This window comes from Pedobacter ginsenosidimutans, assembly GCF_001442625.1.
GTDB classification, from domain to species: Bacteria; Bacteroidota; Bacteroidia; order Sphingobacteriales; family Sphingobacteriaceae; genus Pedobacter; species Pedobacter ginsenosidimutans.
Genome location: NZ_LMZQ01000014.1, coordinates 172,857 through 199,098 on the forward strand (window position 1 = coordinate 172,857; position 26,242 = coordinate 199,098).

The 26,242-nt window shown below is 37.5% G+C and carries 25 protein-coding genes; 19 read left to right on the top strand and 6 right to left on the bottom strand.

Annotated features, from left to right (window positions below):
- Positions 1 to 101 precede the first annotated feature (101 nt).
- Positions 102 to 500 carry a DUF4783 domain-containing protein gene (locus ASU31_RS17925; RefSeq protein ID WP_057933646.1) on the bottom strand — a complete coding sequence of 133 codons (399 nt, stop codon included), beginning with the start codon at positions 498 to 500 and terminating at the stop codon, positions 102 to 104.
- Positions 501 to 673: 173 nt separating this feature from the next.
- Here ASU31_RS17925 and gpmI point away from each other — a divergent pair, with 173 nt between their 5' ends.
- A complete protein-coding gene (gene gpmI, locus ASU31_RS17930) occupies positions 674 to 2,197 on the top strand; it encodes a 2,3-bisphosphoglycerate-independent phosphoglycerate mutase (protein ID WP_057933647.1) in 1,524 nt (507 codons plus the stop codon).
- Positions 2,197 to 2,727: a hypothetical protein gene (locus ASU31_RS17935; protein ID WP_057933648.1), complete on the top strand. Its 531-nt coding sequence runs from the start codon at positions 2,197 to 2,199 to the stop codon at positions 2,725 to 2,727. Before gpmI ends, ASU31_RS17935 begins: the two co-directional genes overlap by 1 nt.
- A 54-nt stretch (positions 2,728 to 2,781) precedes the next feature.
- On the opposite strand, the gene ASU31_RS17940 is transcribed toward ASU31_RS17935, so the two are convergent.
- Entirely contained in the window at positions 2,782 to 3,402 is a 621-nt protein-coding gene (locus tag ASU31_RS17940) for a tetratricopeptide repeat protein (RefSeq protein WP_057933649.1), read from the bottom strand.
- 317 nt (positions 3,403 to 3,719) lie between these two features.
- On the opposite strand from ASU31_RS17940, the gene lon reads away from it, so the two are divergent.
- Positions 3,720 to 6,191 (top strand): endopeptidase La, encoded by a 2,472-nt coding sequence (lon, locus tag ASU31_RS17945; RefSeq protein ID WP_057933650.1) that lies wholly within the window; start codon positions 3,720 to 3,722, stop codon positions 6,189 to 6,191.
- 84 nt (positions 6,192 to 6,275) lie between these two features.
- Entirely contained in the window at positions 6,276 to 7,226 is a 951-nt protein-coding gene (locus tag ASU31_RS17950; RefSeq protein WP_057933651.1) for a lipid A deacylase LpxR family protein, read from the top strand.
- Between the two features lie 66 nt (positions 7,227 to 7,292).
- On the opposite strand, the gene arfB is transcribed toward ASU31_RS17950, so the two are convergent.
- Together arfB and ASU31_RS17960 are read right to left on the bottom strand one after the other, a co-directional pair.
- The gene (gene arfB, locus ASU31_RS17955; protein WP_057933652.1) at positions 7,293 to 7,703 is read right to left on the bottom strand and encodes an alternative ribosome rescue aminoacyl-tRNA hydrolase ArfB; all 411 of its coding nucleotides are present in this window, start codon (positions 7,701 to 7,703) and stop codon (positions 7,293 to 7,295) included.
- A 38-nt stretch (positions 7,704 to 7,741) separates the two neighbouring features.
- Positions 7,742 to 8,266, bottom strand: coding sequence for a ferritin (locus ASU31_RS17960; RefSeq protein ID WP_209435013.1), 525 nt, complete (start codon positions 8,264 to 8,266; stop codon positions 7,742 to 7,744).
- Between the two features lie 130 nt (positions 8,267 to 8,396).
- Here ASU31_RS17960 and cmk point away from each other — a divergent pair, with 130 nt between their 5' ends.
- The 9 genes from cmk (at position 8,397) to ASU31_RS18015 (ending at position 19,021) form a co-directional block, all read left to right on the top strand.
- The gene (gene cmk / locus ASU31_RS17965; protein ID WP_057933653.1) at positions 8,397 to 9,077 is read left to right on the top strand and encodes a (d)CMP kinase; all 681 of its coding nucleotides are present in this window, start codon (positions 8,397 to 8,399) and stop codon (positions 9,075 to 9,077) included.
- A gap of 421 nt (positions 9,078 to 9,498) precedes the next feature.
- Positions 9,499 to 10,329 (top strand): 3-keto-disaccharide hydrolase, encoded by an 831-nt coding sequence (locus tag ASU31_RS17970; RefSeq protein ID WP_057933654.1) that lies wholly within the window; start codon positions 9,499 to 9,501, stop codon positions 10,327 to 10,329.
- Positions 10,330 to 10,390: 61 nt separating this feature from the next.
- Positions 10,391 to 11,896 (top strand): TPM domain-containing protein, encoded by a 1,506-nt coding sequence (locus tag ASU31_RS17975; RefSeq protein ID WP_057933655.1) that lies wholly within the window; start codon positions 10,391 to 10,393, stop codon positions 11,894 to 11,896.
- Between the two features lie 190 nt (positions 11,897 to 12,086).
- Positions 12,087 to 13,067, top strand: coding sequence for an SH3 domain-containing protein (locus ASU31_RS17980; RefSeq protein ID WP_057933656.1), 981 nt, complete (start codon positions 12,087 to 12,089; stop codon positions 13,065 to 13,067).
- Positions 13,068 to 13,691: 624 nt separating this feature from the next.
- Positions 13,692 to 15,626 carry a 30S ribosomal protein S1 gene (gene rpsA / locus ASU31_RS17990; protein ID WP_057933658.1) on the top strand — a complete coding sequence of 645 codons (1,935 nt, stop codon included), beginning with the start codon at positions 13,692 to 13,694 and terminating at the stop codon, positions 15,624 to 15,626.
- Positions 15,627 to 16,015: 389 nt separating this feature from the next.
- Positions 16,016 to 17,689, top strand: coding sequence for a beta-N-acetylhexosaminidase (locus ASU31_RS18000; protein ID WP_057933660.1), 1,674 nt, complete (start codon positions 16,016 to 16,018; stop codon positions 17,687 to 17,689).
- Between the two features lie 64 nt (positions 17,690 to 17,753).
- Entirely contained in the window at positions 17,754 to 17,933 is a 180-nt protein-coding gene (locus ASU31_RS18005) for a hypothetical protein (RefSeq protein ID WP_057933661.1), read from the top strand.
- A gap of 10 nt (positions 17,934 to 17,943) precedes the next feature.
- The gene (locus ASU31_RS18010; RefSeq protein ID WP_057933662.1) at positions 17,944 to 18,420 is read left to right on the top strand and encodes an RNA polymerase sigma factor; all 477 of its coding nucleotides are present in this window, start codon (positions 17,944 to 17,946) and stop codon (positions 18,418 to 18,420) included.
- Between the two features lies 1 nt (position 18,421).
- Complete coding sequence (locus ASU31_RS18015) at positions 18,422 to 19,021, top strand: hypothetical protein (protein ID WP_057933663.1); 600 nt, start codon at positions 18,422 to 18,424, stop codon at positions 19,019 to 19,021.
- Here ASU31_RS18015 and ASU31_RS18020 read toward each other — a convergent pair.
- Complete coding sequence (locus tag ASU31_RS18020) at positions 19,010 to 19,936, bottom strand: AraC family transcriptional regulator (protein ID WP_057933664.1); 927 nt, start codon at positions 19,934 to 19,936, stop codon at positions 19,010 to 19,012. The two genes, ASU31_RS18015 and ASU31_RS18020, sit on opposite strands and share 12 nt — an antisense overlap.
- Before the next feature lie 335 nt (positions 19,937 to 20,271).
- Here ASU31_RS18020 and ASU31_RS18025 point away from each other — a divergent pair, with 335 nt between their 5' ends.
- From ASU31_RS18025 to ASU31_RS18035, 3 genes are all read left to right on the top strand, one after another.
- The gene (locus tag ASU31_RS18025; protein ID WP_057933665.1) at positions 20,272 to 21,777 is read left to right on the top strand and encodes an aldehyde dehydrogenase family protein; all 1,506 of its coding nucleotides are present in this window, start codon (positions 20,272 to 20,274) and stop codon (positions 21,775 to 21,777) included.
- A 171-nt stretch (positions 21,778 to 21,948) separates the two neighbouring features.
- Positions 21,949 to 22,323 carry a DUF779 domain-containing protein gene (locus ASU31_RS18030; RefSeq protein WP_057933666.1) on the top strand — a complete coding sequence of 125 codons (375 nt, stop codon included), beginning with the start codon at positions 21,949 to 21,951 and terminating at the stop codon, positions 22,321 to 22,323.
- Between the two features lie 122 nt (positions 22,324 to 22,445).
- Entirely contained in the window at positions 22,446 to 22,652 is a 207-nt protein-coding gene (locus ASU31_RS18035) for a hypothetical protein (protein WP_057933667.1), read from the top strand.
- On the opposite strand, the gene ASU31_RS18040 is transcribed toward ASU31_RS18035, so the two are convergent.
- Complete coding sequence (locus ASU31_RS18040) at positions 22,649 to 23,047, bottom strand: thiol-disulfide oxidoreductase DCC family protein (protein WP_057933668.1); 399 nt, start codon at positions 23,045 to 23,047, stop codon at positions 22,649 to 22,651. The two genes, ASU31_RS18035 and ASU31_RS18040, sit on opposite strands and share 4 nt — an antisense overlap.
- A gap of 131 nt (positions 23,048 to 23,178) precedes the next feature.
- Between ASU31_RS18040 and ASU31_RS18045 the strand changes: the two genes are divergently transcribed.
- The 3 genes from ASU31_RS18045 (at position 23,179) to ASU31_RS18055 (ending at position 25,750) form a co-directional block, all read left to right on the top strand.
- Positions 23,179 to 24,000, top strand: a complete 822-nt coding sequence (locus ASU31_RS18045; protein WP_057933669.1) for an aminotransferase class IV — start codon at positions 23,179 to 23,181, stop codon at positions 23,998 to 24,000.
- A 269-nt stretch (positions 24,001 to 24,269) separates the two neighbouring features.
- Positions 24,270 to 24,818 (top strand): bifunctional pyr operon transcriptional regulator/uracil phosphoribosyltransferase PyrR, encoded by a 549-nt coding sequence (gene pyrR, locus ASU31_RS18050; RefSeq protein WP_057933670.1) that lies wholly within the window; start codon positions 24,270 to 24,272, stop codon positions 24,816 to 24,818.
- 2 nt (positions 24,819 to 24,820) lie between these two features.
- Positions 24,821 to 25,750, top strand: coding sequence for an aspartate carbamoyltransferase catalytic subunit (locus tag ASU31_RS18055; RefSeq protein ID WP_057933671.1), 930 nt, complete (start codon positions 24,821 to 24,823; stop codon positions 25,748 to 25,750).
- Positions 25,751 to 26,242: the final 492 nt, after the last annotated feature.

Sequence of the window (26,242 nt, forward strand, 5' to 3'; positions counted from 1 at the left end):
CGTTAAAGTGATTTGTTGACTTCAGAAGTTTCTAGCCTCCGCAACTTACAAGGCTGGTAAAGCATAGCGGTGGCAAAACTTTATAAGTCCTGCCCAGCCAATTAATCCTTTGCCGGTTCGATCCTTAATTCGGTAATCGAAAAGCTGGTATTGAATTTTTTCATGGTGATAGAGACCCTGAAAGTCTCTTTGGCGGTACTTAGAATAATTACGCCAAAACGATAGTTTGGATTCGTATTAATTTTATGAAAAATACTTGTTTTTACTGGCGGATGTTTAACAAAAAAATCTCTTAAAATCTGTTCACCCTGTGCTTTTGAGTATACATCTTCTTCATCAACCATAATAAGTTCAATGGTTGAGGCGAAACTTTTAGCAATTTCTTTTGAGTTGCCAGCCTTAAAATACGAGGATAAATCATCAATAATATCTGCCTGAAGAGCTGCAGGATGGTATAATGATGACAAACTAATAATGAGTAAAAATAAGCTCCGGATCATTTCTGTATTTTATACAGAACCCTATAGCTAAAATTATGCCATTAGCGTATCAAAAAAAGGATTTCTTCATTTGTATAAGCTTCAATAAAGTTATATTTGCCGTATAAACAAAACACTAAAACATGTTATACATGAAAATGTTTTAATGTGGATCAATAAATTTTACAATAAAAATGGTAAACGATAAAAAACTCGCGCTTATAATTCTAGATGGCTGGGGCTACGGAAAACAAGATAATTCTGATGCTGCATATGCTGCCAACACTCCTTTTTTCGATTCGTTATTACAGAAATATCCAAATTCTAAGCTTGAAGCATCTGGTGAAGCAGTAGGCCTACCAGCCGGACAGATGGGTAACTCTGAAGTTGGGCACATGAACTTAGGCGCAGGTCGGGTAGTTTACCAGGAGCTTGGAAGAATCAACAAATCGATTACCGACAGAGAACTGCACAGCAACCCGGTTTTGGTAAGTGCATTCGATTATGCGAAGCAGAACAATAAAGCAGTTCACTTCATCGGCCTCGTTTCAAACGGTGGTGTACATGCGCATATTGAACATTTAAAAGCTTTATGTGATGCCGCAAATGAAGCAAAAGTACCAAACACTTTTGTTCATGCTTTTTTAGATGGCCGTGATACTGATCCAAACTCTGGATTGGGTTTTATTACTGACCTGAAAAACCACATCCAAAACACCAATGCTAAATTGGCTACCATGGTTGGCCGTTATTATGCAATGGACCGCGATAACCGTTGGGAGCGCGTTAAACAAGCTTACGATGTAATGGTAAATGGCATTGGCGAAAAAACCCAGGACGCATTGGCTGCGATCAAAAAATCATACGCTGATGGCGTAACTGATGAGTTTTTAAAACCAATCGTATTAACGCAGGATAATGGTGCACCGGTTGCTACGATTCAAAATGATGATGTAGTAATCTGTTTTAATTTCCGTACCGATAGAGGTCGTGAAATCACTACCGCATTAACACAAAAAGATTTCCCGGAACAGCAGATGCACAAACTGCCATTGTATTATGTTACCATGACTACCTACGATGAGAGTTTTGAAAAGGTTAATGTAATTTTCACCAAAGATGATTTAACCCAAACCATTGGTGAAGTACTGGCCAACAACAATAAAAACCAGATCCGTATTGCCGAAACTGAGAAATACCCACACGTAACCTTCTTCTTCTCAGGCGGAAGGGAAGCTGAATTTAAAAACGAAAAACGCATTCTAATTCCTTCACCGAAAGTAGCCACATACGATCTTCAACCAGAAATGAGTGCCGCCGGGATTACAGATGCCATTACCAAAGAAATGGAAACCGGATGGGCCGATTTTATTTGCTTAAACTTTGCCAATCCAGACATGGTTGGCCACACAGGTGTTTTTGAGGCTGTGATAAAAGCAGTAGAAACTGCAGACAAATGCGCAGAAATTGTGGTAAACAAAGGTTTGGAGCATGGTTATTCATTTATTCTTTTAGCCGATCATGGAAACTCCGAGTTCATGGTGAATGGAGATGGGTCTGCCAATACTGCACATACAACCAACCTGGTTCCTTGTATTTTAATTGATAAGGATTACAAAACCATTGCAGATGGTAAATTAGGCGACATTGCCCCTACTATTCTAAAAATATTAGGTGTAGCTATTCCAGCAGAAATGACAGGAAATGTTTTAGTATAATGGTTAAAAAACTTCAAATCCTGGTATTTGCTTTCACATTGTTTTCCTGCAATCAGCGAAAAGAAGCTGAAGCAAATACCGATTTATTGTATTTTGATGTAAAAGGATATTTTGGAAAGGAAATTTCTCGCTTACAAAGGCTAAACCCCATTGTAAATAAAACCGTTAGCGTAAATGGGTCAGCTGAAAGCAAAGTAGCTAAAATTGCCGATTGGTCAAAAGAATTAGCCATTTTCGTTAACGCCGACATCAATAAAACATCATGGAAAGGGAGTTTTAAAACAAAAGAACAAGATGGCGTTGATATTTATACTTCCGATAATAAAAAAATCCCTGTTAAGAAGATTTCTATAATCTGGAAAGGCCAGAAAGCAGATAAAATAGAGATCATTATCGATAATAAAAACATCTTATACCAATCTCAGGATACATTAACCTACTGCCCGGATAGCTTATATGTAATCAAAAAACAACAGAAAATTAGATTGCTAAAGGAAAAGAAGTATTCAGTTATCGGAAAGCTGAAATAAAAAAAAATGGGACTCGAAAATATTCAGGCCCCATTTTTCTTTAAAGGTTATATTTTACTTTAGGCTAGCAATCTGCGCCTTATCGTAGGTTACCCAATCAATAATATCTTTTCTTAACGGCTGCAAGGTTAATACCTTCTGAAAATCAGCGATAGAATTATTGAACAAAGCTACACAAGCCGCTTTTTCTTCTTTTTTCTTCGCTTTAAAAGATCTGAAAATTGCATAATCCTTATAAGCTAAGCCACGGTTCTGAAACATTTGGGCATCTTCATCACCATTAATTTCAATGGCTTTTGTAAAATCTTTGAGAGATGCCAAATAAAAGTTCTCGCGCATGGTATTTAACGATTCTTTAGGGTCGTTAGCGATTTTTAATCTTGCTATCCCCCGGTAATAATAAGCCGTAACCTCAGTAGGTTTAATGGTTAATAACCGGCTATACGTAGCAATACATTTCTCATATTCGCGATTTTGGAAATAAGAATATCCAAGCATCTGGAGCACATTTGCGTTATCTTTAGTTTTGGCATCAGCTTTTTCTAATTGTATAGCGGCAGTTTTATAATCACCTTTCATCATCGCCTGCATACTTCTTTCGTAATTGCTTTGTGCGAAACTACTAGTTGATGTAAAAATAATTAATCCTAAAATCGCCTTTTTAAAATAGTTCATGTATGAGTAATAAGTTTAACAAATCTAACGCCTAACCAAATTTATAGGAGAAATTTTTTGCAATATAATCCTATTCTGATAATTTAAAAGTTTTTAATTTTCTTTCATTCAAAACCGAATGCCCTAAACATTAGCTTAAACGCTAAAATATGCTTTATATGATATTGGCGAAAATATTTATATTACTCTGCCTTTTTAACATAAGATTAATATTATTTTCACTTTGGCACAAGAGTTGAATTTATTAACTTAATAGCAAAATTAAACAAAGTGAATACGATTAAACTGCCAGTTTGTCGTTAGCGGAAAATGTGATAATGAGTAAACAAGATATATTTGATTTCCATACAGCAATGCCAATCATAAATGAGGATACCGAATTTTTTCCCTTAATGTCTCAACAAGACGAAGAGGAAATGAACAATGAGGAAACACCCGAAACGTTGGCCATATTGCCTTTGCGAAACACAGTTTTATTTCCAGGAGTAGTTATTCCTATTACGGTTGGAAGAGATAAATCAATTAAGTTAATTAAGGAAGCTTACAAAGGAAATAAGATTATTGGGGTTGTTTCTCAAAAAGACGTTTCCATTGAAGACCCTACTTTTGAGCAGCTTAACACGGTTGGTACGGTTGCAAACATCATTAAGCTGTTGCAGATGCCCGATGGAAATACCACCGTAATTATCCAGGGTAAACAACGTTTCAGCTTAATTGAAGAGGTACAGAACGAACCTTACATTAAAGCAGTTGTTAAAAAATTTGAAGAACAAAAGCACAAAGCAGATAAAGAGTTTAAAACGTTAATCGCTTCTATCCGCGAAATGTCTGCACAGATTATCCAGCTTTCACCAAATATTCCAAGCGAAGCCAGTATTGCACTTAAAAACATCGAGAGCAATTCATTTTTGATCAATTTCATTTCATCAAATATGAATGCCGAAATGGCCGATAAGCAAAAAATCCTTGAAATGGATAAATTGCAGGAAAGAGCACAAAAGGTAATGGAGCTTTTAATGGTCGAACTGCAGATGCTGGAGCTGAGAAATCAGATCCAATCAAAAGTGCGTACCGATTTAGATAAGCAACAACGTGATTATTTTTTAAATCAACAGTTAAAAACCATTCAGGAAGAATTGGGAGGCAGTTCTGCCGATTTAGAATTTGATGCTTTACAAGAAAAGGCCAAAAAGAAAAAATGGGCTAAAGCAGTTGCCGAACATTTTGATAAGGAGCTAGATAAGTTGGGTAGAATGAACCCTGCTGCACCAGATTACTCTGTTCAGTTAAATTATTTAGAACTTCTTTTAGATTTACCTTGGAGCGAGTTTACGAAAGATAATTTCGACCTAAAAAGAGCACAACGTATCTTAGATAAAGATCACTTTGGTTTAGAAAAAGTTAAGCAACGCATTATAGAATACTTAGCAGTTTTAAAATTAAAGCGTAATATGAAAGCGCCAATCTTATGTTTGGTTGGCCCTCCGGGAGTTGGTAAAACATCTTTGGGAAAATCTATTGCAAAAGCTTTAGGCCGTAAGTATGTACGTATGGCTTTAGGCGGTATCCGCGATGAAGCAGAAATCCGTGGCCACCGTAAAACTTACATAGGTGCAATGCCAGGCCGTATTATTTCGTCTATTAAAAAAGCGGGTGCAGATAATCCTGTTTTTGTTTTGGATGAGATTGATAAAGTAGGAACCGACCACCGTGGCGATCCGTCATCAGCCTTGCTTGAAGTATTAGACCCTGAACAAAACAGCGCCTTCTATGATCATTATGTAGAAATGGATTACGATTTATCCAACATTCTGTTTATTGCAACAGCAAACTCTTTAAGTACCATACAACCTGCTTTGTTAGATCGTATGGAGATTATCGAAGTAAACGGATATACGATTGAAGAGAAAATAGAGATCGCTAAAAAATACCTGTTGCCTAAACAGAAGGAAAACCATGGTTTACAAACTAAGGATATTAACTTAAAAACGCCGCTGATCGAAAAAGTGATTGAAGATTATACCAGAGAATCAGGTGTACGTGGTTTGGAGAAAAAAATAGGTTCTTTAGTGCGTGGTGTGGCTACAAAAATTGCGATGGAAGAAACCTACGATTCAAATTTAAGCAATGAAGATGTAGAGCGTATTTTAGGTGCGCCAATTTACGATAAAGACTTATACGAAGGCAATGAAGTAGCTGGAGTAGTAACTGGTTTAGCCTGGACAAGCGTAGGAGGTGATATCTTATTCATCGAATCGAGTTTAAGCCCAGGAAAAGGCAAACTCACCTTAACAGGTAACCTTGGCGATGTAATGAAAGAATCGGCGGTTATTGCGCTAGCCTATTTACGTGCGCATGCAGCTGAATTTGATATAGACTACAGTTTATTTGACAACTGGGATGTTCATGTTCACGTGCCTGCAGGCGCTACGCCAAAAGACGGCCCTTCGGCTGGTGTAACCATGCTTACGGCCCTAACCTCGGCATTTACACAACGTAAGGTAAAACAGCATTTAGCTATGACTGGTGAGATTACCTTACGTGGAAAAGTACTTCCGGTTGGTGGTATCAAAGAAAAGATCTTAGCGGCAAAAAGAGCAAACATTAAAGAAATTATCCTTTGCAAAAGCAACCGTAAGGATATTTTAGAGATTAAAGAAAGTTATATCAAGGATTTAAAATTCCACTATGTAACCGAAATGAGTGAAGTAATTGAATTGGCTTTAACCAAAAACAAGGTTAAAAAACCTTTAGATTTAAGTGTTAAAATTGCGCCGATTGTAAACTAATTGCTAATTCTTTTGGATTAACAATCAAAAATCCAATTACAATAAATACTTTTATAGCCTAGGTAAATTGCCTGGGCTTTTTTTATGAGATCATTTTTATTCACTATAGTTTTTGGTTTGGTTGTTTCAACCAGTTTCGCTCAATCTTTTAAAAACGAATTCGGTTTTAAAACCGAAAACGATGCTTATCTGGCTACTTTAAACGATCGATATTATACCAACGGATTATTTATCTACTTCCGTCATGCCATTAATACCGAAAAGCTTTCAGATAAAATAGAGAAAAAAATCTACGAAATTTCTGCCGGACAGAAAATGTATACGCCTTATTGGGGGCAGGTTCCTAACAAAGAAGACCAGGACAGGCCTTTTGCAGGTTATCTTTATGCAGGTGGTGCATATTCTGTTTTCTATAAAAATGAGAGCGTTTTAAAAACCAGTGTAGAATTGGGAACGGTTGGCCCTAACTCGCTTGCCCAAACAGCACAACGTTTCCTACATAAAACCGTAGGTTTTTATACCCCTGCAGGTTGGGATTACCAGATTAAAAATGAACTGGCCGTAAACCTTGCCGCAAATTATAGCAAGTTACTTTTTAGACCTGAAGATCCCATTGTGGATATCAGTGCCCAGGGTTATGCCAACTTAGGTACAACTTTTTCGGGTTTGGGTGCATCAGTGCTTTTTAGGGCTGGAAAACTAAATCAATTGTTCAACAGTGCTTATCACAACGCGGTGATCGGAAATTCGAAAACAAAAAGCTTAAACAATTCAGAATTTTTCTTTTATGTTAAACCGCAGCTAAACTTTGTTGCCTACGATGCTACCATACAGGGAAGTCTTTTTAATAACAACAGTCCATTAACTTTTGGGGTAAAACCGATTGTTTTTGAGCAACAGTTTGGTGTAAATTATAGTTCAAAAAGATTTACTGCCGATTTTAATATCATTTTTAAAACCAAAGAAGTTAAAAGTGTGGCTAAAGCACAGAATTACGGCGGTTTAAGTTTGTATTATCGGTTTGGGAAGAGTTAGGTTAACTGTTTAAATTGGTTAATTGAGCGTTTGCACGGAACTAAAATAGAAATCAATCCGTAGGCTTTAATCAATTGATGGTCTTTTGCGACTCTCCTTTTTATCTGCATTTACAGCCTTATTCTTCAATCTTTTTTGAATAACTGCTTTAGGGATTTTTGTTGCTTTTCTTTTCTTCTGAACCTGAAGCGATCGTTTTAACAATTCAATCAACTTGGCAACCGTTTTCTCTTTATTGAGTAGCTGGCTCCTATCCTCTTGCGAGACAATATGCAAAAGTCCTTCGGAATCCAGTCGGTTTTGGAGTTTTTCCTTCAAAAGTACTTTCTCTTCGTAACTAAAATGCTCGAAAGTATCAATACTAAAAATAAGCTCTACCTTGCTCGAAACTTTATTTACATTTTGCCCACCTTTGCCCCCACTTCTGGAAGTTTTGAAAGTAACAGACCGTAAAATTTCATCTCTTGTAGGCAACATGCTGCAAAAGTAATAATTTGGGATTTAATAAAAACAGATTATTCTCCCTCTTTCGATTCGCTTACCTTGGTGCGCAACCCTACAATATCTTTATCCAATTGGTAAATGCCTCCCCTATCGCTGCCTACCAATTGAAGTTTCTCTAACATCGTTTTCGCCATTTTTTCCTCTTCCAGCTGTTCATCCAAATACCATTGCAAAAATTTAAAAGTAAGATAATCTTTCTCATTCAGTGAAAGTTCTACCAAATCGTTAATGCTTTTAGATACCAACAACTCGTTATCCAGAAAATCCTGAAATACCTCTATTACCTGTCCGAAAGAATTTTTGGGCATTTCAAGGGCAGTAATCATCGCATGCCCATCACGGTCATTGATATAATGAATCAGCTTAAGCATATGATGACGTTCTTCTTCACTCTGACGGTAGAAAAACTCGGTATAACCTTCTAAACCTGGCTGGGTTTCTAACCATGAAGCAATTCCCAGGTAAACTTGCGACGATTCGGCTTCCAGCTTAACCTGGTTATTCAGGGCCGCCAACATTCTTTCAGATAACAACATAATCGTGTATTTATTTTATAATTAAACACATCCAGCAAATCAATGTTTTAGCATTATCTTGTTTAGAATCTATCTTTATACCTTTAAAAAAATTCAGCATTCTGTTTCTATTTTTTACCTTTGCGCTACGATGAAGAAAAACCTGGTAATAGCAATAGATGGCTACTCATCTTGCGGAAAAAGTACTTTAGCAAAAGCACTGGCTAAAAAATTAGGTTTCATTTATGTAGACAGCGGAGCGATGTACCGTGCCGTTACACTATATTTCTTAAGGAACAACGTCGATATTTCTAACGATGCTAAAGTTGCTGATGCTTTACAGCACATCGAACTGAACTTTCACTCCCGCGATTACGAATCCCATATCACCCTTAATGGTGAAGAAGTTTCTGACGAAATCCGCTTAATGCCCGTTTCTGAAAATGTAAGTGAGGTTTCGGCGCATAAAATTGTGCGTCATGAAATGGTGAAGCAACAGCAGCGCATGGGTAAATTAAAAAACATCGTCATGGATGGCCGTGATATTGGCACTACCGTTTTCCCTGATGCCCCTGTGAAATTTTTTATGACGGCCGATCCGAAAATCAGGGCTGAACGCAGATTTAAGGAACTGGAGAGTAAAGGCAATAACGAAACTACTCTGGAAGAGGTTTTTGAAAACCTTGCCCATCGCGATTATGCCGATACCACCCGTAAGGAAAGTCCGTTGGTTAGGGCTGATGATGCCATTATTTTAGATAATACCGATCTTACACAGGAAGAACAACTGGCTTTTGCGTTGGAAAAGGTTAATCCTTTTTTGGTTCATTAGTCAGTAGTTCACTAGTCATTAGTTCATTGGTCCATGGTTTAGTAGTTGATGGCCATATTGGTTACTACAAAGCGATGAAAAATATTACACAGGTTTGGTTAACTGGTTAATTGTTTAAATCGGTTAACTGATGTGTATCGCTGCATCCCAAATGCATAGCTTAGTTAATCGTCTTAAGACTAGGGATTTTAGACTAAATAGATTTCTCCATTCCGCGGCGCTCCAGTCGAAATAACGTATCCCTAAGGTTAATTGTTAATCGGTTAACTGGTTCCAAGCTATGGGCTACAAGACTATCAACCATGAACTACCCGGCTATTCACCATAAACTTCGGACTCCCGACTGAAGACTCCCGACTTCCCTACCGTTTCCTGAGATAGAAAAAATTTCATATTTTTAGCACCCAACCCAAATGTTACTATGAAATTAAAATCAATTTATCTTGCGGTATTATTTTTATCGCTTACTATCCTCAATGCCAATGCCCAGAAAGGCTGGATCAATCTTTTTAATGGAAAAGATTTAAAAGATTGGAACATTAAAATTGCCAAACACGAATACAAAGAAAATTATGCCAATACTTTTCGCGTGGAAAATGGCTTAATGAAAGTGAGTTATGACGGATATAAAGAATTTGACCAACAATACGGACATATTTTCTACAAAAAACCTTTTTCGGCCTATCTTTTAAAAGTAACCTACCGTTTTGTTGGCGATCAGGCTAAAGGTGGTGAAGGCTGGGCAACCAGAAACAGTGGTGCCATGTTACATTGCCAGGATCCGGCAACGATGTTAAAAAACCAGGATTTTCCAATTTCGATTGAAGCCCAAATTCTTGGCGGAGATGGTGAACATGAACGCCATACCAGTAACGTATGCACACCTGGAACACTAATTGATTATAATGGGAAACTATTTACGGGGCACTGCTTAGATTCTAAATCGAAAACCTATGCAGGCGACCAATGGGTAACAGCAGAATTTTTAGTATTGGGCGATTCTGTTGTAAAACACATTATAGCTGGCGAAGTGGTGTTAGAATATACCAAGCCTCAAATTGGTGGCGGCAATGTTTCTAATTTCGACCCGAAAGTTAAAATAGATGGCAAAGCATTAACATCAGGTTATATTTCATTACAGAGCGAAAGCCACCCAATAGAATTTAAAACCGTACAGCTTTACGATTTGGAAGCGTACATGAAAGATAAAGCAAAACTGGATAAGGTATTGGCTAAAATATTAAAAGAGTAAACCATATTGCTACTTAGTTGTTAGATCATGATGTAAAAACCTTTACACCTAAATTTATACGATGCTCAATACCCGTTTGTTTAAACCCATTGCCCTACTATTCTTTCTTTTAGTTGCCCATATTACTTTTGGGCAAACTGCTTACAAAGTAAAAGATATTCCAGACCCAAAAAACAATGGCGGAGGTTATGTAAGCGATCCTGACGGCATTTTGGGGAGTAGTGCGGTTTCGGGTTTAAATAATACCATTGCCCAGTTTGAACATGAAACCAATGTTCAGGTAGCAGTGGTGATTGTTAACGATTTCGACCATGATAAAGAAGATTTCGATTTTGCATTTGAGCTTTTTAACAACTGGGGAATTGGTTCAAAAACCAGCAATAATGGTTTATTGTTATTTATCTCAAAAGACCGGCGAAAGTACCGGTTCATTACCGGAACGGGAATTGAAGGTGTATTGCCAGATGTAAAGCTTAAACATATTGCCGAGCAGAATCTCCTGCCAGCTTTCAGGCAAAATGATTTCAGCACCGGGATAACGAATACCATTAATGCCATTGGTGTAATTATTTTAAACCCTGAACATAAATCAGAGCTCAATCAGTTTTTCACCCAACACGAAAGCAACAGTTCGCTCGAAAATTTTTGGCTTCCTACAGGAATTATCTTACTGACATTTTTCGGGGTGTTCAAAATTGTGAACAGGCAAGCCAAAAATGGTTTAAACCCAAAAGGCTTTGACAAGAATAAAAATAGTTATGATGCCACAATAGCTAAAGGCTGTGGAGTGGCTTTTTTTATTGTGTTTGTTTCTATTTTTATTTTTGTTTTTACTGGTGCTTTTGAGCTGTTCGAAAAGATAAAATTAGCACATATCCCTTATATTCTTTTTTCTATACTAGCCATATTGCTTTTCTTTCGTTACCTTTTCTATTTGTCGGCATTAAGAAAAGCACACCAGGATGATAAAAATTTCTTTGATGCCGTTGTGGCTTTCCACAAAAAGAACTGGTGGTTAGTTCTTTTCTCTCCTATAATTTTAATTGCAATTATACTCCACCTCATCAAGCGCGTTAAAACGATTGATCGTTTCAAGCCAGTTTTGGATAGTAAAAATAACCCGATGATCAGAGTAGATCGCGATATCAATATAGAAGGGAAACCATTTTTAACTGCAGGTCAACGTAAAGAGGAAGTTGTTTTAGCTTATGACTATGATATCTGGGAAAGCACAGACCATAAAGAACATATTATTAAAGCATGGCCTGCAGAAAAATACAATAGTTATACCGAATGCCCCGAATGCGATTTTAGGACATACAAACTGAATGAACGCGTTACAGTTAAACAGGCCACTTATAGTCACGAAGGGCAAGCAAAACTAATAAATGAATGCAGTTTTTGTAAAAAAACAGAATTTATAAAGTGGATTACATTGGCCATGTTGGTCGAATCGAGTTCGTCATCAAGTTCCTCTTCATCAAGCAGCAGCTCATCCTCTTCGTCATCAAGCAGTAGCTGGGGCGGTGGTAGCAGCAGCGGTGGTGGCACTGGTGGAAGCTGGTAGTTTCGCTTATCTGTTTTATAAGATGCTTAACCTTGCTGAAAGAAGATTTTTAAGGAAAGGAGCAGCACCTTTTTTCAATCTTATCCTCGCCTATTAAAAGTATTTTCTAATTTTGAAACACTTAGCACGGTGTTTGCTTATAGCGTGTTGGCAATTACCCATTAAAACTGTTTCGCAGAATCCTATACTTATGACTAGAATTTTCTTCCTCCTAATCGCTCTTTTTATTTTTACTAACCGTTTAAATGCACAAGAAACGTATCGTGTTAAGGCAGACAAATTGCGTGTAAGGGAAAGCAGCGATCCGAAAAGTAAGGTTATTGGAAATATTGCTCAAAATGAAAACATTACGGTTTTAGATGCCAATAATGCGAAATTTTACAAAGTAAAATTTAAAAACCGCGAAGGCTGGGTAAGCAAAGATTTCATCGAAAAAATTGCTCCTGCTGTTAAACCAGCAACTCCTCAGGCAAATACGGCACAGCCCGCTGCTACCCCTCAAACAGCAGCAGGCGCCGACATGTATCGGGTAACTGCCGACGATTTACGGGTTAGGCAACAAGCTGACCCGAAAAGCAAAATTGTGGGATACCTGCCTAAAAATGAAAATGTTGCCGTGATCGACTCATCAAATACAAGTTTCTATAAAATTAAGGTTACAAATGGCGAAGGATGGGTGAGTAAAGAATTTTTGGTCAGGATTTCTCCCGTAAAAGCAGCAGCCGAAAAAACAAGCATTGCCGCATCGGTACCTCAAGAAAACAAAGATTATACGAACATCATCTTTTTTGTGGTTGTGGCCCTAATACTCATTGCCATATTATATTTTTCGATTAAATATGCTAGTGGCAATAAATTTTTGATCGGTTTTTCTGTTGTTGTGATCTTGGTAATTGGCTATTTCTGCTACATTACTTTTATACAGGCAAAAGTGGTAACAGGCACCTTTGCAAGCAATGAGGATATACAGTACAAAACCTTTAATTTTAAATCGAAAGATTCGGTAACCGTTACCGATGCCTATACTGATTCTATTTTCACCTCGAAATACGTCATTGAAGGCGACATGATCAAACTTTACGATCAGCAGAATACAATAATGTTATTAATCAGAGATAATCAAACATTAATTGGTGAAGGTTTTACGAGGGGAACGTTTACGAAGAAATAGGTTAATTTTATTAAAATGAATTTTGAATACCTTTCTTTGGGCAGCTGCGCGCTTTTAATTGCATATACAATATATTTCTTCGGAATTAAAGACAAAACGCATTCGTTGAAAGACCCAAACGGAAACGGACCAACAATGGCAAATTATTATAGCCAATTTATTTGGATCGCATTTCTCGTTATTTTCGGAATGATATACATTATAAGGTCATTTCCTGAAAAGATATGAGATTGTCCTTCGACAGGCTCAGGATGACAATATTTTTTTATTTTCACCTTAACTTAATAAATCATTTCCTAGGAACGTTTGGTGAGCATTGTGTACAACCCCTTATTTTTAAACCTGATAGAGCGGAATAGCCCGGAGCGTAGCGAGGACTATAAGCGATAGCAGGACTGCTGCTTACGATGAAATACGGGACGCTCATTTTCAAATCCTGATGAAAAATCAATCCATAAACCTATAGCGCTCTGCATTTAGATCCTGAAATAAATTCAGGATGACGGACCGATATATTATAATCAGCTAAAAATCAGCAAGATTTATTAAAAAAATCTTTTCTATTAATTAAAATATTTTTACCTTTGCAGTCCCTAAATAGGGGAAAAAGGAGATAATTAATTAATGGCTAAAAAACAAGTAGCAGAAAAAGAATTAGCAGCTAAAACAGCTGAACTTCAGGGAGAAGGCGGACGCCTAACTGAAAAAGAAACTATTGAATCAGAAGCTGATTCAGTTTCGATCGAATCGATCAAATCATCATTGGCTACACCATCGGAAGATTTCGATTGGGATGCAGATGAAAAAGTTTTCGGTAATTACAATGACGCAGACCGTAAAAAGTTTGAAGATATGTATGCTGGAACATTCAATCAGATCACTAAAGGTGAAATCATCAGCGGTATCGTTGTTTCAATCAACAACAAAGATGTAGTATTAAACGTAGGTTTCAAATCAGACGGTTTAGTTTCTACTTCAGAATTCCGTGATACACCAGATCTAAAAATCGGCGATTCAGTTGACGTTTTCGTTGAAGCACCAGAAGATGCTAACGGTCAATTGATCCTTTCTCGCAAAAGAGCAAAAACCCAAAGATCATGGGAAGCAATTAACGAGGCTCTTGAAAATGATAGAATCATCAACGGTTTCGTTAAGAGCCGTACCAAAGGTGGTTTAATTGTTGATATCATGGGCGTTGAAGCTTTCTTACCAGGATCTCAAATTGATATTAAACCAATCCGCGATTACGATGTATACGTGGGTAAAACAATGGAATTCAAAGTTGTTAAAATTAACCATGAGTTTAAAAACGTAGTCGTTTCTCATAAAGTGTTAATTGAAGACGATTTAGAAAGCCAAAAAGTAGAGATCGTTTCTAAATTAGAAAAAGGTCAGGTATTGGAAGGTACTGTTAAAAACATTACTGATTTCGGTGTGTTCATCGATTTAGGTGGTGTTGATGGTTTACTTCACATTACTGATATTTCTTGGGGCCGCATAGAGCATCCAAAAGAAGTATTATCATTAGATGAAAAAATCAACGTGGTTGTTTTAGATTTCGATGATGAGAAAAAACGTATCGCTTTAGGTTTAAAACAATTAACTCCACACCCTTGGGAGAACTTAAGTACCGACATCCAAGTTGGTTCTAAAGTAAAAGGAAAAATCGTAACTGTTGCAGATTACGGTGCTTTCTTAGAAATCATCCCAGGTGTTGAAGGTTTAATCCACGTTTCTGAAATGAGCTGGTCACAAAACTTAAGAAATCCACAAGAATTCTTAAAAGTTGGTGATGAGATCGAAGCTGAAGTTTTAACTTTAGACAGAGACGAGCGCAAAATGAGCTTAGGTATTAAACAATTATCTAACGATCCATGGCAAGAAGTTGCTGCTAAATTCCCAGTTGGAAGCAAGCACAAAGCAACTGTTAAAAACATGACTAACTTCGGTGTTTTTGTTGAAATCGAAGAAGGTATTGATGGTTTAATCCACATCTCTGATTTATCTTGGTCTAAAAAAGTAAACCACCCTAACGAATTCACTAAAGTTGGTGATGTATTAGATGTTGTTGTTTTAGAACTTGATGTTGATAACCGTAAATTAAGCTTAGGTCACAAACAATTGGAAGAAAACCCTTGGGATACTTTCGAAACGATCTTCACTTTAGATTCGGTTCACCAGGGTACAGTTGTTAAAGTAACTGATAAAGGTGCTGTTATTGCTTTACCATATGGTGTAGAAGGTTTCGTACCAACTAAACACATGGTTAAAGAAGATGGTACTTCAGTTAAAGCTGAAGAAACCAATGACTTCAAAATCATAGAATTCAACAAAGAAGCAAAACGTATCGTAGTATCTCACGCCCGTATCTGGGAAGAGGTTAAAGCTGAAGCTGTTGCTGAAGAAAGAGCAACTAAGAAAAAAGAAGCTAAAGCTGCTGTAACTGCGGTTAAAAAAGTTAAAGATTCTGTAGAGAAATCTACTTTAGGAGACTTAGACGTATTGGCTCAATTGAAATCGCAATTAGAAGGCGAAGAAAGCAAAGCTAAAAAAGGCTAGTTCTTTTTAACTGATCATATTAATCCCGATAGCGAAAGTTATCGGGATTTTTTTTTGATTATTTTTTTGCCACGGAAACACAGAGCGCACGGACTTCCTCCCATGAATCGTCATTGCGAGGCTTGGATCGAGCGAGCCGAAGCAATCTTATTAGTGCAATTAAGAAAAAGAAAGAGGCTTATATTTTCTTAAATGCCTTGTATAGTCAATTATAATTAGAAAACGAAAGCAACAGCTCATCGGTAACTCCTGCCCCGCTATGCTTTCTGCCGTGAAAAACGGCATTCATCCTATCGGATTTATGTAACAAAGTAATTCGTCCTGCCAAACCTTTTCCTTTCAACCACCTATAATTATTACTTTTGAAAAAGTAACCTACCCTTTTCAGCATGAGAAAAATTATCCTTTTGTTTTTAACAGTTATTTCCTTCAAACTTTCGGCACAGGAAGTAAATATCATCCCTCAACCTGTAGAAATTAGAACAAGCAACTTTCCTAATGAAGCATTTGCGATCGATAAATACACAGTTATTTCAATAAATGATTCTTCCATTTTAAATTCTGCACATTTTTTAAAAAATTATCTACTAAAATATTATCAAATAGATTTAAAAATAACCCTTAGCGAAGCGCAAACAAATTCAATTAGTTTAAATCTTAGAAAAAGCCAATATAAAAATCCTAATGAATATTTTCTTTCTGTCTTACCAAAAGCATTAGTCTCGGCCTCGTCAACAGCACAAGGCTTGTTTTATGCCATTCAAACAATAATTCAGTTGCTACCCCAAGAAAAAGATTCATTAGGAAGATTGATAATACCTGCTGTTGAAATCACCGATTACCCCCGCTTCGATTATCGAGGCATGCATCTGGATGTAAGCCGCCATTTTTTTGATGTTGCTTTTGTAAAACAGTACATCGATTATTTAGCGCTTCATAAAATGAATTATTTCCATTGGCATTTAACTGATGACCATGGCTGGAGAATAGAGATTAAAAAATATCCTAAGCTTACGGAAATTGGAGCATGGAGAAATGGGAGCATCATTGGCTTATGGCCCGGACAAGGAAACGAGCGTATAAAATATCAGGTATTGCCAGCAGAAGTAAAAATTACACCAAAAGATGCTGTTATTAAAACCGACAGTATCCGTCACGGTGGTTATTACACGCAAGAACAGATTAAAGATGTGGTTGATTATGCTGCTAAACGTTACATTACCATTATTCCTGAAATTGAAATGCCTGCCCATAGCATGGCCTTATTGGCTGCATACCCAGAATTAGGCACGGAGCCGGGCAAAAAATATGAAGTTGCACAAACCTGGGGAATGATGAACAAATACAACAATGTACTTCAGGCTTCTGATACAACTTTCAAATTTATGGAAAATGTATTAACTGAGGTAATGACTTTGTTCCCCTCGCAATACATTCACATTGGCGGCGATGAAGCCTCTAAAGTGTGGTGGAAACAATCTGCTGTTTCGCAGCAGATCATGAAAGACAATGGTTTAAAAACAGAAAGCGAACTACAAAGCTATTTCATCCGCAGGATGGAGAAATTTGTAAACAGCAGAGGCAAAACCATTATCGGCTGGAACGAAATTTTACAGGGTGGTTTGGCACCAAATGCAGTTGTAATGAGCTGGCAGGGAGAAAAAGGCGGCATTGAAGCGGCTAAACAAAACCACAAGGCCATTATGACACCTGAAGACAAGATGTATTTCAATCATGGTCAATTTGTAAAAGAAGACAGTTTAACAGCAAACAAATTTTCGCCTTTAATTAATGTTTACAATTATGAACCCATACCGGCTGAATTAAGTGCCGAACAGGCTAAATACATTTGGGGCGCACAGGGCTGTTTATGGAGTGAGTACATTACCAATCCGGCAAAAGTACAATATCTGCTTTTCCCACGGCTAGATGCTTTGAGCGAAGTTTTGTGGAGTCCGAAAGAAAAACGGAATTATTCAGATTTTCAAAAAAGGCTAAAAACACAGTTTAAACGCTACGATTTAATGGGGATTACTTATTCTAAAAGGTACTTAGAAAATTAATTTCCGATTGTTGTAATTTTTCCGCTCTGCTGCTTACTAACTGTTCAAATCAATTAAAATAGCAATGGAAAACAACAATTCAAAATTAGGTATCGCTGCATTTTTAAGCATTGTAGCCAATACAACAGGCGTTCAAGGTTATACCAAGTATTTCTTATTAACAGTGGCCCTGATCTCATTAATCATCGGAATTTATCAATACCAGAAGGTATTCAAAGCGAATCAATTATCGAAAGGCAGATAAGCCATAATATATGATTGAAAAATCTTATCTCGACAAACTGGAAGCACATAAAGGCATTATCTATAAAATGGTAAATCTTTATGCCGATGATGAAGAGGACCGCAAAGATTTGCATCAGGAAATTGTTTTTCAAAGCTGGAGTGCTTATGCCAGGTTTAAGGGTGATGCTAAATTTTCTACCTGGCTTTACAAGCTTAGTTTAAATGTATCGCTTTCATTTCTGAGCAAACAGAAAAAGCATAGCCAGGTTAAGGACCGGGGGCAATTTGATCATTACTTCGAACCGCCCGAATTATCAGAACGGGCCGATTGGCTATATCGCTGTATCAAGCAACTAACCGAAATCGACCGAAGTATAATTATGCTCCATCTTGATGGTTTCGATAATACCGAAATAAGCGAAATGACAGGTATGTCCCGAAACAACACCAATGTTAAGTTACATCGGATTAAACAACAATTAAGCATACTGCTAACCCGTAAATAAAATGAATTTAGAACAAGAATGGCAAAATTTGAGTGGAGAATTTAACTCAAGGGTAGACAAAATAGATATCTCGAATATCACCATTGATGAAAAATCGCACAGCCTTCTGCAAGATTTACTATTTAAGCTAAAATGGAAATTAAGGTGGATCAGAATCATCGATTTACCCATTTTGGCTATGGCCTTTTTTATAAAAGGAGATTTAAAATTCCTCTTGCTTTTTGTGTTTATCACTTATGAAATTTCAAGGGCTTTAGGGGTTAACAGTTTCAGGAAAATAAAAACCGGTATAGATTATAACGCGAATACCAGACAAGTACTTAGCGATAATTTGAAAGCTATTAAAAGGATTTTAAGAGGCGAAACCATTTATGGATATATATTTTTACCTCTTGCCGGACCAACTGGCTGGTTAGCTTATAAACTATACATACATGAAACTTTTGAAAAAGTATTCAGTTTACCTCATTTTTTCATTCAAATGGTATTGTTTATCCTGGTTGGCATACCATTTATCTACATCGGAAAAAAGATGAACGACAGCATATTTGCAAAGCCTTTAAAAGAACTTAACGAAAAGATAAACGGTTTAATGGATTAACTGATTTGCCACCTGCAATTGATATGCACCTGGTGTAATCCCGACATTCTTTTTAAATGCCCTAATAAAGTAATTGGCATCACTAAAGCCGAGCTCGTAACTTATTGAGGCTACCTTCGCCCCAGGCTGGGCAAGTAAAAGCTTGGCTTTGTTAATCTTTTCGGTTAGAATAAAATCATTTGGACTGATACCAAGCTCGCGCTTAAACAACCGGTAAAATGTGGCTTTGCTCATGCAGGCCTTATCGCTCAGGCTATTGATGCTGATCTTTTCATTGAGGTTTGATTTAATATAGTTCAGCACAAAAGCTAAGGGATTTTGATTGAGGTTATAACCATCATCGCTAATGGTTTTAAGATTTTGGGTCTGCATAATGCGCACCAACAGTTCTTTCAGTGTTAAATCCGCTAAAACATCTTTTTCTTTTGTTCGTTCTGAGCAGATCCTGATCACTTTATTAATGAGATAGGCAATCTCTTCATTGTTATAAAAATGGTATTCATCGTAATTCAGCAGCCATTTTTCATTGCTTCCTTCCTTTGGAAAAAACTCGTTCAAATAAGCAATTGTTTTTTGGATCTGCTCCTGATCGATCGCCAGGGCAATACACTGTGTAGGATTAAGGTTAGTCGCCTCCGGAAAATCAATTTCCATGGTAACGGCCGGCGGAACAATAACGGTTTGACCAGGAAAATAATCAAAGCCTTTCTTATCAAATAAATGCATTACTTTTTTGCCCCTCAACATGCTCGTAATTACAAAATCGTTGAAAGTAAGCGGAACTTTATAAGATTCGGTATAGGTTTCAAAAACATTTAATTCACATCGCTCTAAGGTATAGGAGGTTCTGTTCTCTACCAAAGTTTGCAACGATTCCGAAGCACTGAGCTTTACCTGATCTAATGTATGTTGCATAAACCGAAATAATTTGGTTAGAAATATTTGCTATAAATCAAATATAACTATTTCATCTGTTTATACCTCACCTCCAAAATACCTATTATAGTTACACAGTCCTCAATCTTCACTGGCTAGGCACTAAGATCGTTTAGCGTTTCAATATGGTTACATAAGCTGAAATAATTGTGCTACCGATTGATCCGATTGTACTATCTGCTCCATTCGCTTTGCAATTAGGTTTGTATTAACCAAATCTTATAACCGTAAAAATCATGATGAGCAATCGCTTTAAAATCCTATACCTAAACTGCTCATGATGGTTTTTAAGAATTTAATAATCAATAATAATTATGGAAAATTTAATTGAGAAACCATCATTCAAACCTCAATATGATAACTATATCGGGGGGAAATTTGTAGCTCCTGTTAAAGGCGCTTACTTCGATAATATTTCACCGATTGATGGTAAAGTTTTTACTAAAGCAGCACACTCCACAAAAGAAGATTTAGAATTAGCCGTTGATGCTGCCCACGAAGCATTTAAAACCTGGAGCAAAACCTCTTCTACCGAAAGAAGCATCATATTGAACAAAATTGCACAACGGATGGAAGACAACCTCGAGTATCTCGCAGCGGTTGAAACCATCGATAATGGCAAAGCAGTTAGAGAAACCTTAGCGGCCGATTTACCCTTGGGTGTAGACCATTTCAGGTATTTCGCAGGCGTAATCCGTGCCGAAGAAGGTTCATTATCAGAGCTTGATCAAAATACAGTTTCATTAATCGTACATGAGCCAATTGGTGTAGTGGCACAGATTATTCCGTGGAATTTTCCGCTTTTAATGGGCATCTGGAAACTTGCTCCTGCTCTTGCTGCCGGCAACTGTGTGGTTTTAAAACCAGCAGAAAGCACCCCAGTTTCGATTATGGTTTTAATGGAATTAATTGGCGATTTATTGCCGCCAGGAGTAGTAAATGTGGTAAATGGTTTTGGCGCTGAACTTGGACGTGCCTTAGTGACCAATCCTAAAGTTTCGAAAGCGGCATTTACGGGCTCTACCCCTACAGGTAGATTGGTAATGCAATATGCAACCGAAAATATCATCCCGGTTACACTCGAACTTGGTGGAAAATCGCCAAATATATTTTTCAGTTCGGTAATGGCCGAAGATGACGCCTTTTTAGATAAAGCAGTAGAAGGGGCTGTAATGTTTGCATTAAACCAAGGCGAAATTTGTACCTGCCCATCTCGTTTATTGATCCAGGAGGATATTTACGAAAAATTTATTGCAAAGGTAATCGAGCGAACCAAAGCAATAAAAATAGGTAGTCCGTTGGATAGAACCGTGATGATGGGTGCTCAGGCCTCTAAAATACAATTCGAAAAAATTGCCGCTTACATTAAGTTAGGAAAAGAAGAAGGTGCAGAAGTTTTGACTGGGGGAGAAATTAATGAATTACCTGGCGAATTGGGCGGTGGCTATTACATCAAACCAACCATCTTTAAGGGGCATAACAAAATGAGGATTTTCCAGGAAGAAATTTTCGGCCCGGTATTAGCCGTTACTACATTTAAAACAGTTGAAGAAGCCATTGAAATTGCAAATGACACTTTGTATGGTTTAGGTGCTGGTGTATGGACACGCGATGCGCACGAGCTTTATCAGGTACCTCGAGCCATTCAGGCTGGCCGTGTTTGGGTTAACCAATACCACGCCTACCCTGCTGGTGCTCCTTTTGGCGGCTACAAACAATCAGGTGTGGGCAGAGAAAACCATAAAATGATGTTAGGTCACTACCGTCAAACCAAAAACATGCTCATTTCTTACGATAAAAATAAATTAGGTTTCTTTTAGTCAGTTTGAATAAGAGGCTGTATTCTAAATATAGAATTGTCATCCTGAGCCTGTCGAAGGAGTAAATTGAATCACCTTGCAAAGCATTTCGACAGGCTCAATGTGACAATTTGAGTTTAATCTGGCTCTATATTCTTTCTAAAAGATCCATTTCAACCTAAAAAACAGATCATGATCAAGCGTATAGACAGTACAGAAAAAGCAAAAGAGCTGATTGCAATACTTAAAGAAAAACACCGAGAACTGATGTTTTACCAGGCTGGTGGATGTTGCGAGGGCACGCAGCCCCAATGTTTTGAAAAGGGAGGTTATTACCTGCGAATGCGCGATGTTTGTTTGGGTGAAGTAGAAGGCTGTGAGTTTTGGGTAGACAGAGACCTGTTTGAATATTGGAAATTCTCGCACTTTACTTTAGATGTGCTTGATGGATTTGGTGTAGGAGGCTTTTCTTTAGAAACCCCGCTTCAAAAAACATTTAAAATTCATTACCGCCTATTCTCCGAAGAAGAATTGAAGAACTTAACTCCTGTAAAAACTGCAGAGTAATTGTTGTTTATTTGGTTTAAACAGAGGTCAGTTTGGAGCAATCCGGCTGACTTTTTTAATTACAGCCTATTCAGATTGTTCTATTTTGAAAATAAATGCAATCTTTGTCTCAAAATTATATCATGCGTAAACTATTTGCCGTCTTTTCTACCATCATTACCTTATTTGCTATCAAAGAAACGGTATATGTATTTACTTCTACTGAGGCAGACATGGTTAAGCAAAAAGCCATCATGATTGTAATTGCTCTAAGTATTACAGTACCATTGATTATTTTAACGCTTTGGCTTTGGTCGCCTGGAAGAAAGAAAAATAGCCAACAAAATTAAGCTATAAACTTATTTTTCAAATCGGGTGTTGGTACCCAGCAACTCTCCTGCCTGCCCCACCATCTGTAACGGTTTCTGGCAATAATATCGTAAACCCAATCGCGGATAAATTTCGGAACCAGGAAAAAGACATAAAGAAGTGGAATCAATCCATTAAGTTTTCGGGCCACACGCAATGCCGCTGAAGATTTAGTATAGAGTTTTCCATCCTCCAGCAATAAAATGGTATTCAACTTTTCTGAATCAGCATTAAATTTCGGTAGAGTTTCTTTGGCGTAATCGCCTTGTAGTGCAGTAAATTTGAACTGATCTTTTTTATCGTGCGCAATAACAAACTGAACCGATGCATTGCAAAGATTACAAACGCCATCGAAGAAAATTACTGGTTGGGTCATAGCATAAAGTTAGCCATTACAGCAGCAATAAAAATCAGTGTTATGTATTATTCCAATTTATTTAATCGCTTTACTGGCGATAAAAAAGATATTCCTGTACATTAGCTTTTGGTTAATAAAGCTTAACAAGCATGTATATTTCAATCAATAATGAACTGTTTTTACAGGAAGACGCCAATATTTCGGTAGCTGACCTATCCATCCAAAGAGGTTATGGGATTTTCGATTTCTTAAAAACAATCAACAATAGACCCATTTTCATCCAGGATTATTTCAACCGTTTCTACAACTCCGCCAGAGAAATGCATTTGGAAATTGAACTCAACAGGGAACAATTACATGAGGCCATCCTTAAACTGATCAATAAAAACAACATCCCGAATTCGGGCATTAAGATTATTTTAACAGGCGGTTTTTCGGACGACGGTTATACCATGGTAAAACCCAACCTGATCATTATACAAATCCCTTTAAACATTATCGAAAGTGAAAGCAGCAAAGCACTAGCCTTGGTGAGTTATAATCACCAGAGGCAAATTCCGCAGGTAAAAACGATTGATTATTTACAGGCCATCCGTTTGCAAAAATTTGTTAGGGAAAACGGTGCAGATGATCTGCTTTACCACAATAACGGCAAGGTAAGGGAATGTCCAAGAGCGAATTTTTTCATCATTACAGAAAACGAAATTATCACCGCAAAAGATGAAATCCTAAAAGGTATTACGAGAAGTAAAATTTTGAGTCTCGATATTCCAAACTATATCTTTGTGGAAAGAGATTTTACATTGAATGAAGTTTACCATGCCAAAGAAGCTTTTATCAGCAGTTCTACCAAAAATGCCTTTCCTGTGGATTCGATTGATGGCAAGTTAATCGGCAATGGAAAGAATACGATTACAAAATTGATTAATGATAAAATCCTGGAACTAATAGCGTTGGACCAGAAAGGTTGACACGGTGGGTTTTAAACCTTTAATAGCAGCAAAAACTGGCCACCTAAACCGGATGGAAACGACAGCTCCCGATTGAAAACCGGGACTACAGTGTACAGCCGGACTAACTTTAAGATAAAAAACTGAGCTTGCTTTTCAAATCATCATAAAACAATTAAATCGATTTTTAAACATTGGAATAGAACAATTTAGCCATCAGACCCTAAAACAATCCAAATTCAACTTTCCTACCTTAAAACATTTTTATATATTTGCCCAATCCTTCTTCAATGCAAAAGAAAACACTTCTTGACGGACAAAAAATTCAGATTACAATTAAGAGGCTCTGCCATCAATTAATTGAAAACCATGACGATTTCGCAAATACCGTTTTAATTGGCATCCAGCCGAGGGGTATTTTTTTGGCAGATCGCATTCATCAGGATCTTGAACAGATTCTAAAAAACAAGAAAATTTTAAAGGGAAACCTTGATATTACTTTCTTTAGAGATGATTTCCGCCGTAAAGACGGATTGGTTACCGCAAGCAGCAACTCGATCGATTTTATTATTGAAGGCAAAAAAGTAATCTTAATTGATGATGTACTTTGGACCGGCAGAACCATCAGGGCAGCGCTTGATGCCCTACTTGCCTATGGCCGCCCAGAGAAAGTTGAACTTTTGGTTTTAATAGACCGCAGGTTTAGCAGACATTTACCTATCGAACCCGATTACATTGGGCATCAGGTAGATAGCTTAAACTCACAACAGGTAAAAGTAACCTGGGCGAGTGAAGGAAGTGAAGACAAAGTGATTTTAATATCCGAAAATAATAAATAAAAATGGCAGCAGAAAAACTATCAACCCGACATCTTTTAGGCATTAAAGATATTAACCGGAATGATATCGAATTGATTTTCGAAACTGCAGATAATTTCAAGGAGGTGATTAACAGACCTATAAAAAAGGTTCCTTCACTTCGTGATATTACGATTGCCAATATTTTCTTCGAAAACTCTACCCGTACCAAACTTTCGTTCGAACTTGCCGAAAAAAGGCTTTCGGCCGATGTGGTGAATTTCGCAGCTTCATCATCATCGGTAAGCAAAGGCGAAACCCTGATCGATACTGTAAACAACATCTTATCGATGAAAGTTGATATGGTGGTGATGCGTCATCCTTATGCTGGTGCAGGTCAGTTTTTAAGTAAACACGTTAAAGCCCAAATTGTAAATGCGGGAGATGGTGCGCACGAACACCCAACACAGGCCTTACTTGATGCCTTCTCTATCCGCCAGAAACTGGGCGATGTAGCGGGCAAAAAAGTAGTCATTGTAGGCGATATCCTGCACTCTCGTGTAGCGATCTCAAACATCCTTTGCCTGCAGCGTTTAGGTGCCGAGGTAATGGTTTGCGGACCAACAACTTTAATTCCAAAACATATCCACCAACTTGGAGTAAAAGTTGAGCATAACTTAATTAAAGCTTTGAACTGGTGCGATGTAGCAAACATGCTGCGCATCCAGCTGGAGCGTCAAGACATTAAATATTTCCCATCATTAAGGGAATACGCTATGATGTACGGCTTAAACAAACAGATCTTAGATAACCTCGATAAAGAAATTATTGTAATGCACCCTGGCCCCATAAACAGAGGGGTTGAGATTACCAGTGATGTGGCCGATAGCAAACAATCGATCATTTTAGAGCAGGTAGAAAACGGAGTAGCAATAAGAATGGCCGTGCTGTATTTGTTGGCAAGCCAGGGGTAGTTTTAGTTCAATAGTTCATTGGTTCATTAGTGCATAGTTGAGCGTCCGCAGTCCTAAGTCCGGATTCTGAAGGTTCATTGATAATCGTTAATTTCTAGCCTCTTTTCCTCACGCGATCGTCATGCTGTCCCTAACTTTCGGGATCAGCATCTTCTTTTTGCAGAATAGACCTTGAAATAAATTACCTTCGGTGAACTCGCTAGGGCTCGGTTCAGGGTGACGACTACACTTTAAATACATAAACAACATCTATTTTACCGAACATCACTAATTTTCAAACAATTAACCAGTTAACCTTCCTGTAGATTGCTTTGTTGGCTAAAAAGCCGCCTCGCAATTGACGGATGCGGCGGCACCAATGAACGAATGGCTATTGAACCAATGAACCGTTAACGGATGCGGCGGTACCAATGACGAATGAACTAATGACCAATGAACCTTATCATTTTTCCACATTCGTTCAGCCCTTAATACCAAACCAAAAATCCTGTC